Source organism: Arthrobacter senegalensis (assembly GCF_059091765.1).
The window spans coordinates 389,687-410,204 of the sequence record NZ_JBNHGZ010000002.1; the positions used below are offsets into that span (position 1 = coordinate 389,687).

Below are 20,518 nucleotides of genomic sequence, written 5' to 3' on the forward strand. Positions count from 1 at the left end.
CATCCAGCGGTGACGGCCCGTCGGCGCACCGGACGCACCGCCGTCGTTGGTCCTGCTATTCGCTGATCAGGTCCCGCACCACGATGGTCTGGTCGCGGTCCGGGCCAACGCCGATGGCGGAGAACCGGGTGCCGGAGAGCTTTTCGAGCGCCAGCACATAGTTGCGGGCATTCTCCGGCAGGTCTTCCAGGGTCCTGGCGCCGGTGATGTCCTCGGTCCAGCCCTCGAAGTACTCGAAGATCGGCTTGGCGTGGTGGAACTCGGTCTGGGTCATCGGCATTTCGTCGTGCCGGATGCCGTCCACGTCGTAGGCGACGCAGACCGGGATCTGTTCGATGCCGGTGAGGACGTCCAGCTTGGTCACGAAGTAGTCCGTGAAGCCGTTGACCCGGGCGGCGTGGCGGGCCAGCACGGCGTCGTACCAGCCGCAGCGCCGCGGCCGGCCGGTGTTCACGCCGAACTCCCCGCCCTTTTTCTGCAGGTACTCGCCCATGTCGTCGAACAGCTCGGTGGGGAACGGCCCGGCGCCCACGCGGGTGGTGTACGCCTTGATGATGCCCACGGCACGGTTGATCCGGGTGGGGCCGATGCCCGAGCCCACGGACGCGCCGCCGGCCGTCGGGTTGGAGGAGGTCACGAACGGGTAGGTGCCGTGGTCCACGTCCAGGAAGGTGGCCTGGCCGCCCTCCATCAGCACGACCTTGCCCTCGTCCAGCGCCTTGTTCAGCACGTAGGTGGAGTCGATAACCATCGGGCGCAGCCGCTCGGCGAAGGAGAGGAAGTACTCGACGACCTCCTCAACGTGCACGTCCCGGCGGTTGTACACCTTGACCAGCAGTTCGTTCTTCTGCCGCAGCGAGCCTTCGACCTTCTGCCGCAGGATCGATTCGTCGAAGACGTCCTGGACGCGGATGCCCAGCCGGGCCACCTTGTCCATGTAGGCGGGGCCAATGCCGCGGCCGGTGGTGCCGATCGCGCGCTTGCCCAGGAAGCGTTCGGTCACCTTGTCCATGGTCTGGTGGAACGGGGCCACCAGGTGGGCGTTGGCGGAGACGCGCAGCCGCGAGGTGTCCGCGCCGCGGGCCTCGAGCCCGTCGATCTCCTCGAAGAGGGCTTCCAGGTTGACCACGCAGCCGTTGCCGATGATCGGGGTGGCGTTGGGGGACAGAATGCCGGCCGGCAACAGCTTCAGCTCGTACTTCTCCCCGCCGACGACGACGGTGTGCCCGGCGTTGTTGCCGCCGTTCGGCTTAACCACGTAATCCACGCGGCCGCCGAGCAGGTCGGTAGCCTTGCCTTTTCCTTCGTCGCCCCACTGGGCTCCGACGATCACAATTGCTGGCATGGGATCCTCCCCCATTCGATGCGGCGGAAGCCCCGGACAGACTGCACATCAAGGAGCTGCTGCCGCGCATGAGAACGCCCCTCACTCCGAACGGAGTATTTGGGGCTCTTACCCGCCAAGTTTAGCCGATGGGCCTCAGTCGACCGGAATCCGCGCGGTCGGATGCGATTTTGGGGCCGAAACGGGTGGGTGGTGGCGGGCCTGCTGCTCCTGGGAGCGGGATGTCGCTCGGCGGTCGAAACCGGGACGCGGCCGCAGCCCTCCAACTCCCCGGACCCGACATCGCCAGACCGGTCGCGCCCGGAACGCGGCCGCAGCCCCTCCAACTCCCGGGACCCCGACGTCGCTCGGCGTCGCGCCGGGGTCGAAACCGGGACGCCAGATTCGAGTGGTGAGAAGATGCAGCGAAACCGGCCGTTTGGCTGCATCTTCTCGCCACTCGATGAGGCAAAGGCTCTCGTGCCCGGTTGCGGCAGCGCTTCAAGGATGCGCAACGCCCCACGGCACGACGGCGGAGCGCGGCTTGCTCTGGCTTGCGCCGCCGGGGCCGGGTAGCGTGCGAGACATGGCCGCCTCTCAACCGATGGCACGGATCGGCATCTCCGGCTGGCGATACCCGCGCTGGCGCGGCACGTTCTACCCGAAGGGCCTGCCCCAGCGCCGCGAGCTGGAATATGCCTCCGGCCACCTGAATTCAGTCGAAATCAACGGCACGTTCTATTCGCTGCAGCGCCCCTCCAGCTTCCGGCAGTGGCACGCCGAGACGCCTCCGGACTTCGTGTTCGCGGTCAAGGGCGGGCGGTACATCACCCACATGAAGGGCCTGAAGGACGTCCGGGACGCCTTGGCGAATTTCTACGCATCGGGGGTCCTGGGCCTGGGCGAAAAGCTCGGACCGTTCCTGTGGCAGCTGCCCGAACGCGCCAACTACGACGCCGAGGTGATGGAGAAGTTCCTGGCCCAGCTGCCGCGCAGCACGCACGCGGCCGCCGCCTTGGCCGCCGGGCACACCGACCTGATGAAGGACAGGACCTGGATCCCCGACGACGGCGCCGACCGGCCGCTGCGCCACGCCCTCGAGATCCGCAGCACCACGTTCATCAACGAGGAGTTCTACGACCAGCTGCGCCGGCACAACACGGCCCTGGTGCTGGCCGACAGCGCCGGAAAGTGGCCGATGCTGGACGAGATCACGGCCGACTTCGCCTACGTCCGGCTGCACGGAAAGGACGAACTCTACGTCAGCGGCTACCGGGACGCAGATCTGGACCGGCTGGCCTCGACGGTCACCGGATGGCTGGACGGGTCGGGCTGCCCCGACGGCGCGGGCCGGGATGCCTACGTGTACTTCGACAACGACGTCAAGGTCCACGCACCGTTCAACGCGATCGGGCTGGCCGAACGGCTGGGTATTCCAGCCGGCAGGTGACCCGGGGCTGCGCCGACACGTGCCCGCTCACGGAGATCCTCCGCTGCCCGGGTCTGCACATGGACTGCGGCCGGCCGCCGTCAAACGCTAGAGCGCGCCGCCGGAGGCCTCGAGGTAGCAGGTGCCGCAGAGCGATTCGTACCAGACGTCCTCGCCGTCGATGGCGACCTGCTCGCCGTCGAACACAATCTCCCCGCCCACGCGGCGCGTATTGAAGACTGCCTTGCGCCCGCAGCGGCATATGGTCTTCAGCTCCTCGAGGGAGTGCGAGATTTCCAGGAGCCTCCGGGCCCCCGGGAAGGCCTGGGTGCGGAAGTCGGTGCGGATGCCGTAGGCCAGCACCGGCACGTTGTCCATCACCGCGATGCGGAACAGGTCGTCGATCTGTTCCGGTTCCAGGAATTGGGCCTCGTCCACCAGCAGGCACGCCACCGGCTGCATATCCACATGTTCCAGGAGGGCTTCGGGGTCCTCGCCCGCGGCCACCCGGCCGAAGTGTTCGCGCACGGATTCACCCGGACGGATCAGGAAGTCCACGTCCCGGGCCATGCCCAGTCGTGAGACGATCTTGCTGTCCCCCTTGGTGTCCATCTGCGGCTTGGCCAGCAGTACGCGCTGCCCGCGCTCCTCGTAGTTGAAGGCTACTTGGAGCAGTCCGGTGGATTTGCCGGAGTTCATCGCCCCGTAGCGGAAGTAGAGCTTGGCCAACGCAGTCCTTTCAAGCGGTCCCAGCAGTCGATTCTACTGAGCCGGACGCCGGATGGACGGCAGCAGGGTCGCCGCGCGGCTCCCCCACAGCGCTCCGGGGTGGATCGCGGTGCAGCTTCATCGCAGCGCACGACCGGAGTAAGCGTGGCTCCCGCGAAGGACACGACCGGGATCACGGCGCAGCTTCCGCAAATCGCTTGAAGCGGGCCAGCTGGCCGGAATCGGCCTCCGCGATGGCCCGCCGGATCTGTTCTGCCATGGCGGCCAATTCCTCGCTGACCACGACGTCGGCGGTCAGCGTCAGCCGGGTCGCGCCGCCGTCGCCGTCCAACTCGTAGCGGTAGTCCGCCCGCACGTCCCCCTGCGAGGACGTGATGGTGATGCTGCGGCCGACGTCGAGCTCGGTCACCGTGCTGCTGCGGTCGTGGCCCTGGGAGCGGAAGCTGATGGATTGGCCGACCGCCAGCGGTCCCTCGGCGTGCATCTCGTTCACGCCGGGCATCCATGCGGGGGCCGCGGCCCAATCCGTCAACAGCGCCCAGGCCCGCGCCGGCGGCACAAAGACCTGCTCGGAGACCGTGAATGCCGTGGTCGCACCCATACCTGCATCATGCCTGCCCGGCTGCGGCGGCGAAAGACCACGCGGCCGAGCGCTAAGAAACCCGCTCCCTTGATTGGCAACCTACGGGTTGCCTATGATGGACGGGTGGACACGGTCTTCCAAGCCATAAGTCATCCGACTAGGCGGATTCTGCTGGACGAACTGGCCGCGCACAACGACCAGACGCTGTTCGAGCTGACCGTGCGCCTGATCAACAACCACCATCTCGCGATCACCCGTCAGGCTGTCACCAAGCACCTCGCGATCCTGCGCGAGGCCGGCTTGGTGACCGCCAGCAATCGTGGACGCACTACCGTCCACCATCTGAATACTGCCCCGCTCACCCCCGCGAGGGAATGGCTAGCCAATCTCCCGCCGTCTTCGAAGGAGACACCATGATCATCACCACCACCAGCGTCTTTGTTGACGACCAGCAGAAGGCCCTTGAGTTCTACACCGAGAAGCTGGGGTTCCAGCTCAAGAACGATGTGCCCGTAGGTGACGACCGATGGCTGACCGTTGTCTCACCCTCGGCCCCGGACGGCGTGGAACTGCTCCTGGAACCTTCCGGCCATCCGGCGGTGAAGCCGTTCAAGGAAGCCCTGGTCGCCGATGGTATCCCCTTCAACAGCTTCGGGGTGGACGACGTGCACGCCGAGTACGCGCGCCTGTTAGCGCTGGGGGTGCAGTTCGTTCAGGAGCCCGCCGACATGGGACCGGTCGTCACGGCCGTGTTCGACGACACCTGCGGCAACCTCATTCAAATCGCCAGCATGAAGGAGGCGTAGCCGGGGCCTCGCTCCGTCATGCGCGGCGGGGCCGTGCCCTGTCGATGGCGCTCGTTCAGTCCAGGACGCGGCGCCGGACCGACGCTGACAACTCCTCGGCACGGCGCACCACGTCGTCCGCCTTCTGCGTGTGGTCTTGCAGCGACTCCTGGATGGATTCCTCCCGGATGGACGTCAGATTGGCCTCGACCGTAATCCGCGCCGTCGCCGCGGCGGCCCGCGCCGCTTCGGCGGCCACGGCAATGTCGCTCAGCACGTTTGGATTGCACACGCCCACCAGCTCTGTGCCCAGACGCACGACGGCGGAGGCCAGGTCCAGTTGGGCCCTCGCCGGGAGTGTCGCCTCCACGAGCGACTCCCGGATGGCCGCGCTGCGACGGCTGCGCTCGTCGTCTGTTGAGTTGGGGAGCTTGTAGCAGTCAACGACCCTGCGGAATTTCTCCTCGTCGGACACCGCCGCGTGCACCGCCGCCCGGGTCAGGTCGCCGGCCTCGGCCAGTATGGCCTTCAGGTCCGGATCCGCGCCGGAGCCGGCGGAGGCACCGCCGTCGTTGCGGGCTGAGCCTGTGGAGCGGCCGCTGCGGTCCGTGGCTGAGGAGGCACCGCCGTCGTTATGCGCCGAACCCGCGGAGGCACCGTCGTCGTCGCGCGCTGCACCCGCGGAGGCACCGCCGTCGTCGTTGTTCTTCGCCGCGCTCCGCTCGGTAAACCGCGTCACCATGCCGATCAGCGCCGCCGCCTGCGCCGCGTGGATTGCTCCGACCGCTCCGGCGCCGGGCGTCGGCTGGTTGGAACCGAGCCGTCCCAGGTACTCGTCGATGGTCTCCGATCCGCTCATGCTCCGGCCCCTTCCGTGGACCCTGCGGCCGTGCCGCCGCTGCCTGCTCCCATGTCTGCATCATGCCCAACAACGGGTCGGCAGGAAAGTGCCCGACGGGCTGGAGGAGGCAGGACAGCCACCACCCGGGCACTGAAAACGGGAGCTGCCGTGCGGCGAGCTCCCGTTTCCACCGAGGGATTTATTGCAGATCAGGCGCCTTCGATGGCCGCCCGGGCGTTCGGGTCGGAGTCGGCCAGGAACTTGCCGATCCGGTCCACTTCTTCCGCCTCGCCGATCGCTCCGGCGGCGCGGCCCAGGGCGTAGAGCGCGCGCAGGAATCCGCGGTTGGGCTCATGCTCCCAGGGGATGGGGCCGGCTCCGCGCCAGCCGGACCGGCGCAGCGCGTCCAGGCCGCGGTGGTAGCCCACGCGGGCGTAGGCGTACGAGTCGATGGTCCGGCCCTCGGAGTACGCCTCGTCGGCGAGGATCGCCCAGACCAGCGAGGAGGTGGGGAACTTCGCGGCCAGGTCCAAGGCCTCGTCGCCGGCCTCCAGCCGGGCCAGGACGTCGGTCTCCTCCGGCAGATAGGTCGGCTCGGGGCCCAGCAGGTTGGTGCGGAAGGGCTCGGTCATTACTTCACCGACTTTCCGGCCGAGCCCAGGCGCTCTGCGGCCTCGACGACCCGGGCGGCCATTGACTTCTCGGCGGCGGCGCCCCAGACACGCGGGTCGTAGGCCTTCTTGTTGCCGACCTCGCCGTCCACCTTCAGCACGCCGTCGTAATTGCTGAACATGTGGCCGGCGACCGGGCGGGTGAAGGCGTACTGGGTATCGGTGTCGACGTTCATCTTGATGACGCCGTACGCAACGGCGTCGGCGATCTCCTGCTCGGAGGAGCCGGAGCCGCCGTGGAAGACCAGGTCAAACGGATTGGTCTTGCCGATCTTGGCTCCGACCTCGGCCTGGATCTGCTTGAGCAACTCGGGGCGCAGCTTCACGCCGCCCGGCTTGTACACGCCGTGCACGTTGCCGAAGGTCAGGGCGGTGATGTAGCGGCCCTTCTCCCCCGCGCCGAGCGCCTCGATGGTCTTCAGGCCGTCGTCGACCGTGGTGTAGAGCTTTTCGTTGATCTCGTTTTCGACGCCGTCTTCCTCGCCGCCGACGGTGCCGATTTCCACTTCCAGGATGATCTTGGCCGCGGCGGTGCGGGCCAGCAGGTCCTCGGCGATGCGCAGGTTCTCCTCCAGCGTCTCGGCCGAGCCGTCCCACATGTGCGACTGGAAGATGGGGTCCTCGCCGCGCTTCACGGCGGCCTCGGACTCGGCCAGCAGCGGCAGCACAAAGCCGTCCAGCTTGTCCTTCGGGCAGTGGTCGGTGTGCAGCGCCACGTTGACCGGGTACTTCTTGGCCACTTCGCGGGCGAAGGCGGCGAAGCCCAGCGAGCCGGCAACCATGTCCTTGACCCCGGCACCGGACCAGTAGGCGGCGCCGCCGGTGGACACCTGGATGATGCCGTCGGACCCGGCGTCGGCAAAGCCCTGCAGGGCAGCGTTGAGGGTCTGCGAGGAGGTCACGTTGATCGCAGGGTAGGCGAAGCCGCCCGCCTTGGCGCGGTCGATCATGTCGGCGTAGATCTCAGGGGTTGCAACGGGCATGCTGACTCCTTGGCTAGCGATACGGATTCGAAGGCGTTGCCTCTGAGCCCATCCTATCGACTCGTGTCCGGGCAGCAGTTGCCGCGACGACTGTGAAGCCGGGTTACCCCCGGCGGCCGGCGGAGCCACCGGGCCCTCGCTCGCCCCCACCTGACCCCGCCCGCCGACCGTGGCAAGCTGGAATCATGACTGAAACCCCTCCGCCATTCCACGGTCCGCGCGATCCCGGCGACGCTTGGGTGGAGGGGCCGGACGGTACCCGGATGTGGGGCCGGTTCGGCTCGGCCGGGCTGCTGGCGGTGGACCGCGAGCGCGGCATCCTGCTCCAGCACCGCGCAAAGTGGAGCCATTTCGGCGGCACCTGGGGAATTCCCGGCGGGGCGAGGCATCAGGGCGAACCGGCCGTCGATGCCGCCCTGCGCGAGGCCAACGAGGAAGCCGACGTCCCGCTCGACGCGCTGGCGCCGCTGTTCACTACCGTCCTGGACCTGGGCTTCTGGTCCTACACAACCGCCGCCGCCAGGACTGTTCGCCCGTTCGAACCGGAAATCACCGACGCCGAGAGTTTGGCCCTGGCCTGGGTCCCGCTGGACGAGGTGGACCAGTTGCCGCTGCATCCGCACTTCGGCGACGCCTGGCCGCGGCTGCGCACGCTGCTGGAGCACCCGCCGGTGCTTGTGGTCGACGCGGCGAACGTGGTCGGCTCCCGGCCGGACGGCTGGTGGAAGGACCGCCCCGGCGCCGCCCGCCGGCTGCTGGCCTCGCTGCATGCCAGCCTGGCAGCGGGGCTTCCCGCAGGCCTGCTGGAAGTGCCCGCCGGCACCGTGTGGCCGCGCACCGTCGTCGTCCTGGAAGGCGCCGCGAAGGAGGCCGTCCCCGCTGGGCTGGCAGGCCCGGCAGTCGCGGGGAGCCCGGACGGGCAGGCACGCCACGTGGATATGGCAAACCCGGACGGCCACGACGGCGGGGCGAACCGGGCACGGGCCGGCGTCGGCACGGACTCCCCGAGCTCCCCGGCGACGGCGCAGGACGGCGAAACAGCAGCCCAAGCCTCGGCCGCGCGTCGCCGAGGGGTGGAGCTGGAAGTGGCGCATGCTGCGGGGTCGGGCGACGACGAGATTGTGGCCCAGGTGGAGAAAACCTTCGGCACGGACCCGGAGGCGCCGGTGACCGTGGTCAGCTCCGACCGTGGGCTGCGCGAGCGGGTTGAAGCCCTCGGCGCCCGGACGGTCGGCGCCGGAGCGTTGCTGGACTTGATCGGCTGACTGCTGGCTCCAGCTGCCGGTCCACTCCTGAAACCGACGGTCGACGCCGACCGACCGGCCCGGCCCATCGACATATTGGGCGCCATTCCATAATGGGCGCCTTTCCCGGGCCCTACCGGCGCACTAACTTCCCACGTTTCGACGGGGCCTGAAGCATCGCCGCAGGTCAGGGGCCTGTGGACAAACGAAACGTGGGAAGTTACAGCTAAAGCTGGGAAGTTAGGCGCGGCGGGACAGCGGCGGGACAACGGCGCACCGCACGGCCGGTCCTTGCCGCTAGACCGGCTGGGCGAAAACGTGGCGCCGGATCCATGCGTGCATCGCGATGGCCGCGGCGGCGGAAGCGTTGATGGACCGGGTCGAGCCGAACTGCGCGATGGACAGCGTGGCATCGGCTGCGGCGTGCACCTCCGGCGTCAGCCCGGGCCCCTCCTGCCCGAACACCAGCACGGCGTTCTCCGGCAGGTCGTAGGTCTCCAGCGGCACCGAGTCGGGGAAGTTGTCTATCCCGATGATCCGCAGGCCCTCGCCCTGCGCCCACGCCACGAAGTCCTCCACGGTGGGATGGTGCCGGACGTGCTGGTAGCGGTCGGTGACCATCGCCCCGCGCCGGTTCCACCGCCGTCGTCCGATGATGTGCACTTCCTTGGCTAGGAAGGCGTTGGCGCACCGCACCACCGAGCCGATGTTGAGGTCGTGCTGCCAGTTCTCGATGGCCACGTGGAAGTTGTGCCGGCGGGTGTCCAGGTCCGCGACGATCGCCTCGTGCTTCCAGTAGCGGTACTGGTCGGTCACGTTGCGTCGGTCGCCGTCGGCCAGCAGCTGCGGGTCCCAATGGTCACCGTCGGGCAACGGACCCTCCCACGGTCCGACGCCGATGGCCGGCTCCGGTCCGTCCGCCTCGGAGCCGTTCGGGGCAGCTTCCCGCACGCCGGTTTCCGAGCCGTTCGGGGCAGCTTCCGGGGGGCGGGTTTCGGAGCCACTCGAGGACGTCTCCGGCCCTGCGGTCTCGGAGCCGTTCGGGGCAGCCCCCCGCACCGAGGTTTCGGATCCGTTCGGGGTCGCCGCCTGGGCGTCCGGCCGGTGGCTGACCCCATCGGTCAACCTCGGTCCGGCCCCGGTTTCACCTGCTTTTTCTTCCACCCCACAAGCCTAGGGGACAGACCACAGCGTCAGGCACCGTTGCGGGGAAGGGCCGCCGCAGGGATGCGGAAGGACGGCGGCGGGAGTCCGCCGACGGAGCTGCAGCGGGTTGTGCACGATTAACGAGGATGATAAGCATACTGATAACCACCCTCAAGAAAAGGAGTTTCAATGGCTGAATTGACCACCCCCGAGGAACTTTTCGCTTTCAAGCTGGGCGTCGCGCTGCGGTCGGAACATGACGTGCTCAAGATGCTCGAAGAGAACCAGAAGGTTGCACGGAGCCAAGAGCTGAAGGACATGCTCAGCCACCATCAGGACGAGACGCGTGAACAGATTACGTATATCGAAAAATGCTTCAAGGTCCTGGGCTTGGAGGCCAAGGAGCAGCGCTCCCCGGTGAGCAAGGGTTTGGCGGAGGAAGCGCAGGCCGCCTTGGACAAGGTGGATCCCAGCCTGGTGGACATGGTCATCGTGGCCGGGGCTCTGGACACGGAACATCATGAGGTCGCCTGCTACACCACGCTGATCACCTCGGCGGAGGCCCAGGGCCAGACCGAAGTCGTGGAGCTGCTTCAGCAGATCCTGGGCCAGGAAGAAAGCACTCGGGACAAGCTGATCGAGTTCGGCCGGAAGCTCGCCCAGGAAGCCGCCGCCAAGTAGCGCGGCGGAGCGCGGCCGGCCGGCGCGATGGTCTGGCCGGCGCACGGGGCAAACAGCGAAAGGGAGCGGAGCTGCGTGGGCGGCCCCGCTCCCTTTCGCGTGCCTGCCGCTCCGCTGTGCGTTCTGCCGCTCCCTTTCGCTGCCGGCGGCCCCACTCCGACTCGCGCGCCTGCCGCTCCGCTTCCCGTCGCGCGCAGCGGAAGTAACCTGCCGACGGTCCCCTTACTAGTAGTAGGTTTTGCGCCCGCCGACCACCGGCAGCGGGAAGAATTCGTCCGCCACCTGCTGGACGATCGGCACGTAGATCGCTGAATTCCACTGCGGGCTGGCGTGGGCCGGCCGGGCGCCTTCGGTGACCAGGTTGTTGGTGAGGAAGTTCGCCTCATAGTTCACGAGCCAGCTGCGCCGGGCCGTTGCGTAGTTAACCGTCTGGTCCCCGGGGTTGCCCATCCAGGCGATGCGGGTGTCGCCGATGCTGTGGCGGAAGCGATACGCGTCGAAGTGATAGATGTACGAGGACTGCGACTGGATCAGCGTGCTGGACACGGCCAGCGGCGACAGCTGCTCCATGGTCTGCTCTACGATCTGCCGCCAGGTGCGCTCGTCCTTGTGCACAATGCGCTCGCCCAGCTCGTATCCGCCCCGCAAGTAGCTGGGCACCCGGTAGCCGGCCTCGTAGAGGAAGACCACGCCTTCGAACATGGTCTTGTCCAGCACGTCAAAGCGGCTGTACGGCGACGAATCCATCAGGATCAGTTCCACCGGGAAGCCCTTGGCGCGCAGCCGCGCGGTCATTTCCACGGCCACCATGCCGCCGAAGCTGTGCCCGTAGAAGTAGAGCCGCTGCAGGTCGTTGTCCTGGATGTGCTTCTGCAGCACCTCGGTCAATTCGGCCAGGTCCAGGCCGCGGTTCGAATAACCCGCCACCGCCAGCCGGCCACGATCCACCAGGCCGTCGCGCAACGAGTTCAAAATCCACAGCCCCTCTTCCCAGCTGGTCTTGTACCCGGGGAAGAGCACCCAGCTGCTGCGGGGGAAGCGCCGGTCCGCGCGTTCGTCGTCCAGCGTGAGGATCTGCGCTTCGTTGCGCATCTCCTGGATGGCCCGGGTGGCCGCCAGGTCGGCGGCGGTGCCCAGCCCGAAGGCGGCACCGATCAGGAACGAGCGGCGCGAAACCCGGTGCAGGTTGCTGGCCAGGCGCAGCTGGCGGAAGGCGTGGTTCCTGCGGAGATCCATCATTCGAGCTGGCCGGCCACCGGCGGCTAGTCCAGCTCCAGTTCGTCCTTGCCGAAAGCGAACAAATAGGGCACGCCGGCTTCGGCCTCGATGCGTTCCTTCGCTCCGGTGTCGCGGTCCACAATGACTGCCACGGCCTGAACCTGCCCGCCGGCCTGGCGCACGCCTTCGACCGCGGTCAGCGCGGATCCGCCGGTCGTGGAAGTATCCTCCAGCACGACGACGGGGCGATCCTTCACCTCGGGACCCTCCACCTGGCGGCCCATGCCGTAGGACTTCTGCGCCTTGCGCACCACAAACGCGTCGACGGCTCGTCCGTCGTCTCCGGCCGCGTGCATCAGCGCCGTCCCCACCGGATCGGCCCCCATGGTCAGGCCGCCTGCTGCCTGGAATTCGATGCCGGCCTCGTCGAGCATGGCCAGCATGACACTGCCGACCAGCCGGGACGCCTCATGGTGCAGGGTGACCCGGCGCAGGTCGATGTAGTAGTCGGCTTCGGCGCCGCTGGAGAGGGTGACCCTGCCGCGCACCACGGCCAGTTCCTTAATCAGTTCGAGCAGGCGGGCGCGGTCGGCCGTTGGATCGGCCACGGGAGTCTGGGTCATGGCTCTTAGTCTATGGGGTTGCCCCCGCCGCACCGGGAATCCATGACAGGCCTCGCGGCCCCACCGGAGCCCTCAAACCGAACGCCGCGGGACGCCGCCGACCCCCAGATCTGACACCGTCAGGCGCCGCCGGACGCCGCCGACCCCCAGACCCGACACAGTCAGGCGCCGCCGGACGCCATCTGAAAGCGCGTGTACCAGTCAGAGTCCGCGGACCAGCAGGTTCGGGTGCAGCTGCTCCCAGCCCTCGGCCAGGTCCTTGCCCGCGTCGTAGTGATCCTGGACCAGCTTGGCCCACACCCCGGACGTGCCGAGTTCGACCGGCTCGCGCCCAGTACCGCCGCAACCGCTGGATGCCCCGGAGGCTCCCACCTCCACGATGATCACGCACACGCCGTGGTCGGCCGGGTTGTCCGGGACTGCGGCATAGAAGGCGAAGTCGCTCGTTTCCGCCAAGGACCGGACGCTGCCTGGTGCCACGCGCAGGACCTCGGCTCCGCCCACTAGCTTGTCGTCCGGGCCGGCCGGCGCCTCCAGCGCGCCGATCCCAGACGTCGCCCCGGCGCAACCGGCGAGCGCCAGCAGGACGACGGCGCCGGCTGCCAGTGTGGTCAATGTGCGCATGACGCCCTGCCTCTCCCCAATTACGTTTGTCCCACGCTAGCCGTGGAAGCATATGGACGGGACGCCCGCTCCATTACGAAGCGATAACTTCGCAGTCAGGCCGACGCGGCCGCTTCGATCGCTTCGGGCGAGAGGACGTGACCGATCGCCAGCGCCACCGCTCCCAGCACGCCGGCGCGCTGCCCTGCTACGGACGGGGCGATCCGCAGATGCTCGGTCGCCAGCGGCAGCGAGCGCCGGTAGACCACTTCCCGGATCCCGGCCAAGAGGTGCTCGCCCGCCTGCGCCAGCAGCCCGCCGATTACGATGACCGACGGGTTGATCAGGTTCACGCAGGTGGCCAGCACGTCGCCGATGTCCCGGCCTGCCTGGCGCACCGCCTGGATCGCCTGCGGGTCGCCGGCGCGGACCAGTTCGATCACGTCCTGGCTGCTTTCGGCCTTTTTCCCCCCGGCCGAAAGCACGGCCGCCAGGGCGGGCCCGCCGGCGAGCGCCTCCAGGCAGCCGGTGTTCCCGCACCGGCACACCACGTCGTCGCCCCGGGGCACCCGCACATGCCCCAAGTCCCCGGCGGTACCCTGGGCGCCGCGTTGCAGCTGCCCCGAGGAAATGATGCCGGCCCCGATCCCCGTGGCCACCTTGATCAGCATCAGGTCGGCGGTGTCGGGCCAGGCCATCGCCTGCTCGCCCAGCGCCATGATGTTGACGTCGTTGTCCACCAGCACCGGCACGTCGAAATGCTGCTGCACCAGCGCCGGGACGTCCACCCGGTCCCAACCGGGCATGATCGGCGGATTGATCGGCCGCCCCGTGTCATGTTCGACCGGTCCGGGAAGCCCGATGCCGAACGCGCCCAGATCCGCCGCGCTCCGCCCCGCGTCCTTCAGCAACCGCGCCACGGCGTCGGTCAGCCAACTGAGCACGATGTCCGGGCCGCTGGCGATGCTCAGCTCGGCGCGCTCCTCGGCCAGGACGTCGCCGGAGAGGTCGGCCACGACGACCCGGGCGTGCGTGGCGCCGAGGTCTGCGCCGACCACCAGGCGTGCGGCCGGGTTGAGCGCAAATAACGACGGCGGCCTTCCGCCGGTCGAGGTCGCTCCCCCAATGGGGGCAATCAGCCCCAGCCGCATCAACGAATCCACCCGGGCGGTCACCGTGGACCGCGCCAAGCCGGTCAACTGCGCCAGCTCCGCCCGGGTGCGCGGCTGGCCGTCGCGCAGCAGTTGGAATACCTCGCTTGCTCCGGCAGCCGGCTGGGCGGCCAGGCGCTGCGGCGGGGCGACATCGGACTTCAACACGCTTTCAGTACAGCACGCACCACTTCTGTTTGTCTCTACCGAAACTAACAATTCATGGCCAAACAACTTTTGCCTGACCCTCGACAAAACTATGTGACGCGTGCCACAGTGAGTGAGTGGAGCAGACGAGCAACACTGTGGCCGACAGCGGCGCCGGACGGGGGAAACCCGTTCTCGAGGTCCGCGGCCTGACCAAGAGCTTCTTCGGCAATCCCGTGCTGCAGGACGCGTCACTGACGCTGCACGCCGGCGAGGTCCACGGCGTCGTCGGGGAGAACGGCGCAGGAAAGTCGACGCTGATGAAGATTTTGGCGGGCGTGTACCAGCGGGACTCGGGAACTGTGCTCCTGGACGGCGAAAGCGTCCAGTTCAGCCATCCCACCCAGGCACACGAAGCCGGGCTGTCCACCGTCTTTCAGGAATTCAACCTGCTGCCGGACCGCACGGTGGCGGAGAACATCTACCTGGGCCGCGAGCCCCGCAAGGGCCTGCTGGTCAACCGGGCCAAGATGAACGCCGCCACCGCGGAACTGCTGGAGTCGCTGGGCATCGGCTCCATCCGGCCCACGGCGCTGGTCCGGTCGCTCTCCGTGGCCGAGCAGCAGATCGTCGAGATCGCCAAGGCCGTCAGCTACGAGGCCCGGATCATCTCCATGGACGAGCCGACCGCCGCGTTGTCCGGGCCGGAAGTGTCCCTGTTGTACGGGATCGTGGGGAGACTGGCCGAACGCGGCACCGGCATCCTCTACGTCTCGCACCGGCTGCGCGAGGTCTTCGACCTCTGCCAAACCATCACCGTGCTCAAAGACGGGCGGGTCGTGGGTACCAAACCGGCCACCGAACTCGATGATGCCTCGCTGGTCCGGATGATGGTCGGCCGCCCCATCTCCGCGTACTTCCCGGACAAGCTCCCGCCCGCGCCCGCGGCACAGAGCACCGACCGCAATGCCCCGCTGCTCGAACTCGCCGACGCCGGCAACGACCAGCTGGACGGCATCAGCCTGCGCCTGATGCCCGGCGAGATCGTCGGCGTCGCCGGCCTGCAGGGGTCGGGCCGCACCGAACTGCTGCAGGCGATCTTCGGCGCCGCGCCGTTCAACCGCGGCAGCATGCAGCTGGCAGGCCGTCCGGTCCGTCCGCATTCTCCCCGCCAGGCGGTGCGGCACGGCATCGCGCTGATCACCGAGGACCGCAAGGCGCAGGGCCTGAGCCTGAACCAATCCCTGCTGGACAACGCGCTGGGCGTGGTCCGCGCCGTGTTCCCCAAGCGCACCGCGACCGTACGCCGGGCCGTCGCCGGCTCCTTCAGCGCGCTGGAAGTCGTCGCCCGGGACCTGGACCAGGAGGTGCAGTACCTCTCCGGCGGGAACCAGCAAAAGATCGTGCTGGCCAAGTGGCTGGCGGTGTCCCCGGGCGTGGTGCTGCTGGACGAACCGACCCGGGGCATCGACGTCGGGGCCAAGGTCGCGGTGTACCGGCTGATGCGCCAGCTGGCGGCCGAGGGGAAGGGCGTCCTGATGGTTTCCAGCGAGCTGCCCGAGGTGATCGGGATGTCCGACCGGATCCTGGTGATGCGCGACGGGCAGATTGCCGGCGAGCTGTCGGCCGGCGCCACGGAGGAGGAAATTCTGCGGCTGGCCACCGGCGCGCGGGTACCGGGCGCGGCCTCCGATGGCACGCCGCCGGCTCCGGACTACGACGGCGGTGCCCGCCTCGCGGACGCGGGGCACCTCGCGGACGCGGGGCGCGTTGGGGACGCGGGGCACGACGGCGGCGCCCGCCTTGGGGACGCAGGGCGCGGCGGCGGGTCACATGTGGCGGAGGACCGCGGCACCACGGGAGGGACACCATGACGACCACGCAAACCCCGGTCCCCACCCGGCGGGCACGGGCCGGCGGCGGATTCTTCGCGCGGCTGACCTCCACCCAGATCGTCTACCTGGTGGCCTTGCTGACCCTGATCGCCGGCAGCATCCTGGTGGCCACCGCCGGCCGGAACTTCTTCAGCCCGGGCAACATCTCCGCCATCCTGACCGGTACGAGCGTGCTGGGCTTCATCGCCATCGGCCAGACGCTGGTGATCCTGGTCGGCAGCCTGGACCTCTCGGTGCCCTACGTGACCAGCCTGGCCAGCCTGATAGCGGCCGGGGTGATGGCCAACCGGAGCGAAAACGTGCCGGCCGCCGTGCTGCTGGCACTGGGTCTCTCCGCCGTCATCGGTCTGGTCAACGGACTGATTGTTGCCGGCCTCAAGGTGCACGGGTTCATCGCCACGCTCGGCATGGGCCTGGTGATCAGCGGCTACCTGGGCACCAACTACAAGGGCAGTTTCGGCCAGACCCCGTTCTCCTTCCGGCTGATCGGCGCCACCGGGATAGGGCCGGTGCCGATTTCCACGCTCATCATGCTCGCCTGCGCCGCCCTCGTGCTGCTGATGCTGCACCGCACCCGCATGGGGCACCACATCTATGCCGTCGGCGGCGACAGCAACGTGGCACGGATGTCCGGCATCCGCGTCCCGGGCGCCGTGATCACCGCCCACGTCATTTGCTCCACCCTCTCCGGCATGGCCGGGCTGCTGCTGGCCAGCCGGCTTGGCGTCGGCAGCCCCACCGTGGGCTCGCAGGGCGGCTACGACCTGCTCTCGATCGCCGCCGTCGTCCTGGGCGGGACGCTGCTGGCCGGCGGCAAGGGATCCGTCACCGGCACCCTGGGCGGCGTCCTGATCTTCGCGATGCTGGACAACATCATGTCCGTGCTCCAGGTCAACCCGTTCCTGAAGGACGTGGTCCGCGGCGTGGTGATCGTGGTCGCCGTCGCCGTCTATGCCCGCCGCACCATCGTCGCCCGGCCGCCGCGCTACGGGCACGGCGGACAACAGCAGGAGGTGCAGGCATGAGCACAGTTCTGGATTCGGAGGCCGGCGGCAGGGTGCTGCAGCAGAACCGGGCCGGACGCGGCCAGCGCTTCCTGCGCAGCCTGCGGACTCCCGGCGGCGGCATCTTCGTGCTCCTGGCCGCGCTGCTGGTGGCCATCATCGCCCTGAACCCGTCGTTCGGCGAGCCCGGGTCCTTCATTCGCTTCATAGGCCGGACCGCCCCGATTGCGATCGCCGCCATCGGGCAGTACTTCGTGATCGTTTCCGGCGAGTTCGACCTGTCCATGGGATCTGTCGTGACCATGCAGGTGATCGTGGCCGGCAACCTGATCGGCCAGGACGACGCCAAGGTCATCCCCGTGCTGGCGCTGATGTTCGTCCTCGGGGCGGTCATCGGGCTGATCAACGGGCTGATCACCACGCTGCTCAAGGTCCCCAGCTTCATTGTCACCCTGGGCATGATGCTGGCGCTGCTGGGCCTGGTGCTCAACTGGACCGGCGGCGCCGCCCAGGGCAACCCGGCGGACAGCTTCCGGCAGATAGGCCGCGGCGGCATCGAAAACGTGCCGGTGCTGGAGGTCATCCCCTACCCGGTCATCATCCTGGCTGCCGTCGCCGTGCTCGCCGTCTGGATGATGCGCCGGCCCTACGGGCGCACGCTGGTCGCCGTCGGCGACAACGACGTGGCCGCAGCCCTGACCGGCGCCCGGGTCTGGTGGGTGCGCACGCGGGCCTTCATGCTGTCGTCGCTGGCCGCCACCGTCTCGGGGATCCTGCTGGTCGGGTATGCCGGGGTCCATCCGTCGGTGGGTCAAGGCTACGAGTTCACGGCAATCACCGCCGTCGTACTGGGTGGGGTGGTGCTCGGTGGCGGCCGCGGCTGGGTGCTCTCTGCGGCGGCGGGAGCGTTCGCCCTGGAGTTGCTGTTCACGCTGCTGAATTTCCTGGGCGTGGCATCCACCTGGCGGGACACCGTGCAGGGCGCCATCATCATCGTCGCTGTTGCTGCCGCCGCGCAGTCGTGGCAGCGCAAGCGGCGCGGGGGCTCTGCGGCCGCGCAGTCCGAACAACACATCATCGCGGCACCAGAGCCCGCTGAGGGCACCGACAAGGGAGGGAACTGACATGACGAGGAAACGTCTAAGTACCGCGGTCGCGCTCACAGCGGCCGCGTCGTTAATGGCCATGACCGGCTGTACCACCGATCCGTCGATCACCGAGGAGACCGGCGGCCCCGGCGGCGCGGCCAGCCCGTCACCGGCGGAAAGTGCGGAGGCCTCCACGGAATGGTTCGACCAGGCCGTCTACGACGAGCAGTTCGAACAGCGGACCGCCGAATTCGAGGGCGACCCGGAGCAGCCGTGGCTTCAGTACATCGACGGCAAGATGACCGACACCAAGAAGTTCGCCTCCGAGGGCGCCAAGAAGGTCTGCTTCGCCAACGCGTCGATCTCCAACCCGTGGCGGCAGACTGGCTGGATCACCATGAACCAGCAGTTGAAGGTGTTGCAGGACGAGGGGGTCATCTCCGAAATGGAGACCCGCGACGCGCAGGACGACTCGAACACGCAGATCGCCGACATCGACTACTTCATCAGCGAAGGCGAATGCGACGCGTTTGTCATCTCGCCGAACGCCACTGCGGCGCTGACGCCTGCGGTGGAGCGGGCCTGCGACACGGGCAAGCCCGTGGTGGTGTTCGACCGCGGCGTGGAGACCGACTGCGCCACCACGTTCATCCACCCGATCGGCGGTTTCGCCTGGGGCATCGACACCGCCAACTTCCTCTCCGAACGGCTGCAGGAAGGCGACAAGGTGGTGGCGCTGCGCATCCTGCCCGGCGTGGATGTGCTGGAACAGCGCTGGGCGGCGGCGGAGAAGATCTTCAAGGAGAACGGCATCGAAGCCACCGACTACTTCACCGGCGCCGACCCGACCGAGATCAAGAAGATCATCTCCGACGAGCTCGCCACCGGCGATGTCCAGGGTGTCTGGATGGACGCCGGGGACGGCGCGGTCGCCGCGATCGAAGCGTTCGAGGACGCCGGCAAGGACCTGCCGGTCATGACCGGCGAAGACGAGCTGAGCTTCCTGCGCAAATGGAAGGACACGGGCATCGACGCGTTGGCTCCGGTCTACTCCAACTTCCAGTGGCGCACGCCGCTGCTGGCCGTGCAGAAGATCTTCGCCGGGGAGGAAATCCCGGCCGAGTGGGTGCTGCCTCAGGTTCCGATCCCTGCCGACGAGCTGGACGACTGGCTGAAACGCAACGACGGCATGCCGGACGGCCACTACGCGAAGTTCGGCGGGGAAGACCTGCCCGGCTATCCGGAGGTCTGGCAGGAACGCCAGATTCCGTAGAACGTGCGGGCCGGCCGGGCCCGGGGAGGGTGCCCGGCCGGCCCGCCAACTCCGGCGGGGACAGGTGACCGCCGGCCCCCCCGGCGGTCAGCCGGGCGGGACCGCGGCGCGGCGTCCGGCGGCAACCGGACGAGCGAGCTGCCACCAGCAGCCGCGGACCGGACGAGCTGCCACCAGCAGCGGCAGACAAAGGAGAAGGATCAATGGACCGGCCGATCGGCGTCAACACCTGGGTGTGGCAGTCGCCGCTGCGCGACACCGAGTTGCCCGGACTGCTGGCGAAGATCGCCGGCATGGGCTTTGACGGCGTCGAACTGCCGCTGGAAAACGTCGGCGACTTTACCGCCGGCACCGCCCGGGACGCCCTCGCGGCCACGCACCTGTTGCCCTACATCGTGGGCGCCATGGCACCCGGCCGCGTATTGGTCCTGGCCGACGCCGGGTCGGTGCAGGCAACCCAGGACTATCTGGCGGCCTGCATCGACCTGGCGCACGACGTCGGCGCGCCGGCGGTGTGCGGTCCGTTCTACGCCAGCACGGGGCGGGTGTGGCGGATCGACGCCGAAGACCGCGCCGAAGCGTACCGCCAGCTCCGGGAGAACCTGGCGCCGCTGGCCGCCCAAGCCGAGGCGGCCGGCGTCGTACTGGGAATCGAGCCGCTCAACCGGTACGAGACCTCGCTGGTCAACACCGTGGAACAAGCGCTCGACGCGCTGGGACCGCTGCTCGGCCACGGGGTGGGGCTGGCGCTGGACAGCTACCACCTGAACATCGAAGAACGCTCCAGCGCGGCCGCCATCCGTGCGGCCGGCGAACACTTGGTCCACCTGCAGGTGTGCGGCAACGACCGCGGCGCGCCGGGCGGCGACCAGACCGACTGGCCGGCGCTGGTCAAGGCGTTGGACGACGTGGGCTACGCCGGCCCGTTGAACATCGAGAGTTTCACCGCGGAGAACGCGGCCATCGCGACGGCCGCATCGATCTGGCGGCCGCTGGCGCCGAGCCAGGATCAACTGGCAGAGGACGGGCTGGCATTCCTGCGCAGCCTCTAGCCCGTTCCCGCGTCGAGGTGCAGCCCGGGCCCGGAGGGCAGCCCATCC

21 protein-coding genes are annotated in these 20,518 nt (G+C 68.5%); 10 read left to right on the forward strand and 11 right to left on the reverse strand.

Translation table 11 applies throughout. The features are described 5' to 3' along the window. Window positions 1–55 precede the first annotated feature (55 nt). Window positions 56–1,345, reverse strand: coding sequence for an adenylosuccinate synthase (locus AC5RVG_RS07185; protein ID WP_493977214.1), 1,290 nt, complete (start codon window positions 1,343–1,345; stop codon window positions 56–58). 565 nt (window positions 1,346–1,910) lie between these two features. On the opposite strand from AC5RVG_RS07185, the gene AC5RVG_RS07190 reads away from it, so the two are divergent. Then, on the forward strand, window positions 1,911–2,774 hold the full coding sequence (locus AC5RVG_RS07190; RefSeq protein ID WP_494013304.1) for a DUF72 domain-containing protein: 864 nt from the start codon (window positions 1,911–1,913) through the stop codon (window positions 2,772–2,774). Window positions 2,775–2,861: 87 nt separating this feature from the next. On the opposite strand, the gene AC5RVG_RS07195 is transcribed toward AC5RVG_RS07190, so the two are convergent. Further along, complete coding sequence (locus tag AC5RVG_RS07195) at window positions 2,862–3,482, reverse strand: thymidine kinase (protein ID WP_494013305.1); 621 nt, start codon at window positions 3,480–3,482, stop codon at window positions 2,862–2,864. A gap of 172 nt (window positions 3,483–3,654) precedes the next feature. Further along, on the reverse strand, window positions 3,655–4,083 hold the full coding sequence (locus AC5RVG_RS07200; RefSeq protein ID WP_494013306.1) for an SRPBCC family protein: 429 nt from the start codon (window positions 4,081–4,083) through the stop codon (window positions 3,655–3,657). Window positions 4,084–4,188: 105 nt separating this feature from the next. Here AC5RVG_RS07200 and AC5RVG_RS07205 point away from each other — a divergent pair, with 105 nt between their 5' ends. Then, window positions 4,189–4,482 (forward strand): ArsR/SmtB family transcription factor, encoded by a 294-nt coding sequence (locus AC5RVG_RS07205; RefSeq protein ID WP_494013307.1) that lies wholly within the window; start codon window positions 4,189–4,191, stop codon window positions 4,480–4,482. After that, window positions 4,479–4,871, forward strand: a complete 393-nt coding sequence (locus tag AC5RVG_RS07210) for a VOC family protein (RefSeq protein WP_494013308.1) — start codon at window positions 4,479–4,481, stop codon at window positions 4,869–4,871. The genes AC5RVG_RS07205 and AC5RVG_RS07210 overlap by 4 nt, the downstream gene beginning before the upstream one ends. 55 nt (window positions 4,872–4,926) lie before the next feature. Here AC5RVG_RS07210 and AC5RVG_RS07215 read toward each other — a convergent pair whose 3' ends face one another. The 3 genes from AC5RVG_RS07215 to fbaA form a co-directional block, all read right to left on the reverse strand. Then, a complete protein-coding gene (locus tag AC5RVG_RS07215; protein WP_494013309.1) occupies window positions 4,927–5,709 on the reverse strand; it encodes a cyclodeaminase/cyclohydrolase family protein in 783 nt (260 codons plus the stop codon). 191 nt (window positions 5,710–5,900) lie between these two features. Then, on the reverse strand, window positions 5,901–6,323 hold the full coding sequence (locus AC5RVG_RS07220) for a DUF3151 domain-containing protein (RefSeq protein WP_494013310.1): 423 nt from the start codon (window positions 6,321–6,323) through the stop codon (window positions 5,901–5,903). Continuing rightward, window positions 6,323–7,345: a class II fructose-bisphosphate aldolase gene (gene fbaA / locus AC5RVG_RS07225; protein WP_493977221.1), complete on the reverse strand. Its 1,023-nt coding sequence runs from the start codon at window positions 7,343–7,345 to the stop codon at window positions 6,323–6,325. The genes AC5RVG_RS07220 and fbaA overlap by 1 nt, the downstream gene beginning before the upstream one ends. A gap of 185 nt (window positions 7,346–7,530) precedes the next feature. Here fbaA and AC5RVG_RS07230 point away from each other — a divergent pair, with 185 nt between their 5' ends. Beyond that, the gene (locus AC5RVG_RS07230) at window positions 7,531–8,610 is read left to right on the forward strand and encodes an NUDIX domain-containing protein (RefSeq protein ID WP_494013311.1); all 1,080 of its coding nucleotides are present in this window, start codon (window positions 7,531–7,533) and stop codon (window positions 8,608–8,610) included. Window positions 8,611–8,886: 276 nt separating this feature from the next. On the opposite strand, the gene AC5RVG_RS07235 is transcribed toward AC5RVG_RS07230, so the two are convergent. Next, complete coding sequence (locus tag AC5RVG_RS07235) at window positions 8,887–9,540, reverse strand: TrmH family RNA methyltransferase (protein WP_494013763.1); 654 nt, start codon at window positions 9,538–9,540, stop codon at window positions 8,887–8,889. Between the two features lie 384 nt (window positions 9,541–9,924). Between AC5RVG_RS07235 and AC5RVG_RS07240 the strand changes: the two genes are divergently transcribed. Next, window positions 9,925–10,416, forward strand: coding sequence for a YciE/YciF ferroxidase family protein (locus AC5RVG_RS07240; RefSeq protein WP_493977223.1), 492 nt, complete (start codon window positions 9,925–9,927; stop codon window positions 10,414–10,416). A gap of 225 nt (window positions 10,417–10,641) precedes the next feature. On the opposite strand, the gene AC5RVG_RS07245 is transcribed toward AC5RVG_RS07240, so the two are convergent. From AC5RVG_RS07245 to AC5RVG_RS07260, 4 genes are all read right to left on the reverse strand, one after another. Beyond that, window positions 10,642–11,655 carry a thioesterase domain-containing protein gene (locus AC5RVG_RS07245; RefSeq protein WP_494013312.1) on the reverse strand — a complete coding sequence of 338 codons (1,014 nt, stop codon included), beginning with the start codon at window positions 11,653–11,655 and terminating at the stop codon, window positions 10,642–10,644. 23 nt (window positions 11,656–11,678) lie between these two features. Then, window positions 11,679–12,257, reverse strand: coding sequence for an orotate phosphoribosyltransferase (pyrE, locus tag AC5RVG_RS07250; RefSeq protein WP_494013313.1), 579 nt, complete (start codon window positions 12,255–12,257; stop codon window positions 11,679–11,681). A 201-nt stretch (window positions 12,258–12,458) separates the two neighbouring features. Beyond that, window positions 12,459–12,881 carry a hypothetical protein gene (locus AC5RVG_RS07255; protein WP_494013314.1) on the reverse strand — a complete coding sequence of 141 codons (423 nt, stop codon included), beginning with the start codon at window positions 12,879–12,881 and terminating at the stop codon, window positions 12,459–12,461. A gap of 95 nt (window positions 12,882–12,976) precedes the next feature. Then, window positions 12,977–14,179 carry an ROK family transcriptional regulator gene (locus tag AC5RVG_RS07260; RefSeq protein ID WP_494013315.1) on the reverse strand — a complete coding sequence of 401 codons (1,203 nt, stop codon included), beginning with the start codon at window positions 14,177–14,179 and terminating at the stop codon, window positions 12,977–12,979. A gap of 116 nt (window positions 14,180–14,295) precedes the next feature. On the opposite strand from AC5RVG_RS07260, the gene AC5RVG_RS07265 reads away from it, so the two are divergent. From AC5RVG_RS07265 to AC5RVG_RS07285, 5 genes are all read left to right on the forward strand, one after another. After that, complete coding sequence (locus AC5RVG_RS07265; RefSeq protein WP_494013316.1) at window positions 14,296–16,032, forward strand: sugar ABC transporter ATP-binding protein; 1,737 nt, start codon at window positions 14,296–14,298, stop codon at window positions 16,030–16,032. Next, entirely contained in the window at window positions 16,029–17,078 is a 1,050-nt protein-coding gene (locus AC5RVG_RS07270) for an ABC transporter permease (protein ID WP_494013317.1), read from the forward strand. The genes AC5RVG_RS07265 and AC5RVG_RS07270 overlap by 4 nt, the downstream gene beginning before the upstream one ends. Continuing rightward, on the forward strand, window positions 17,075–18,181 hold the full coding sequence (locus AC5RVG_RS07275; protein WP_494013318.1) for an ABC transporter permease: 1,107 nt from the start codon (window positions 17,075–17,077) through the stop codon (window positions 18,179–18,181). Before AC5RVG_RS07270 ends, AC5RVG_RS07275 begins: the two co-directional genes overlap by 4 nt. 1 nt (window position 18,182) lies before the next feature. Continuing rightward, window positions 18,183–19,418 carry a substrate-binding domain-containing protein gene (locus tag AC5RVG_RS07280; RefSeq protein ID WP_494013319.1) on the forward strand — a complete coding sequence of 412 codons (1,236 nt, stop codon included), beginning with the start codon at window positions 18,183–18,185 and terminating at the stop codon, window positions 19,416–19,418. A 203-nt stretch (window positions 19,419–19,621) separates the two neighbouring features. After that, on the forward strand, window positions 19,622–20,470 hold the full coding sequence (locus tag AC5RVG_RS07285) for a sugar phosphate isomerase/epimerase family protein (RefSeq protein ID WP_494013320.1): 849 nt from the start codon (window positions 19,622–19,624) through the stop codon (window positions 20,468–20,470). Window positions 20,471–20,518: the final 48 nt, after the last annotated feature.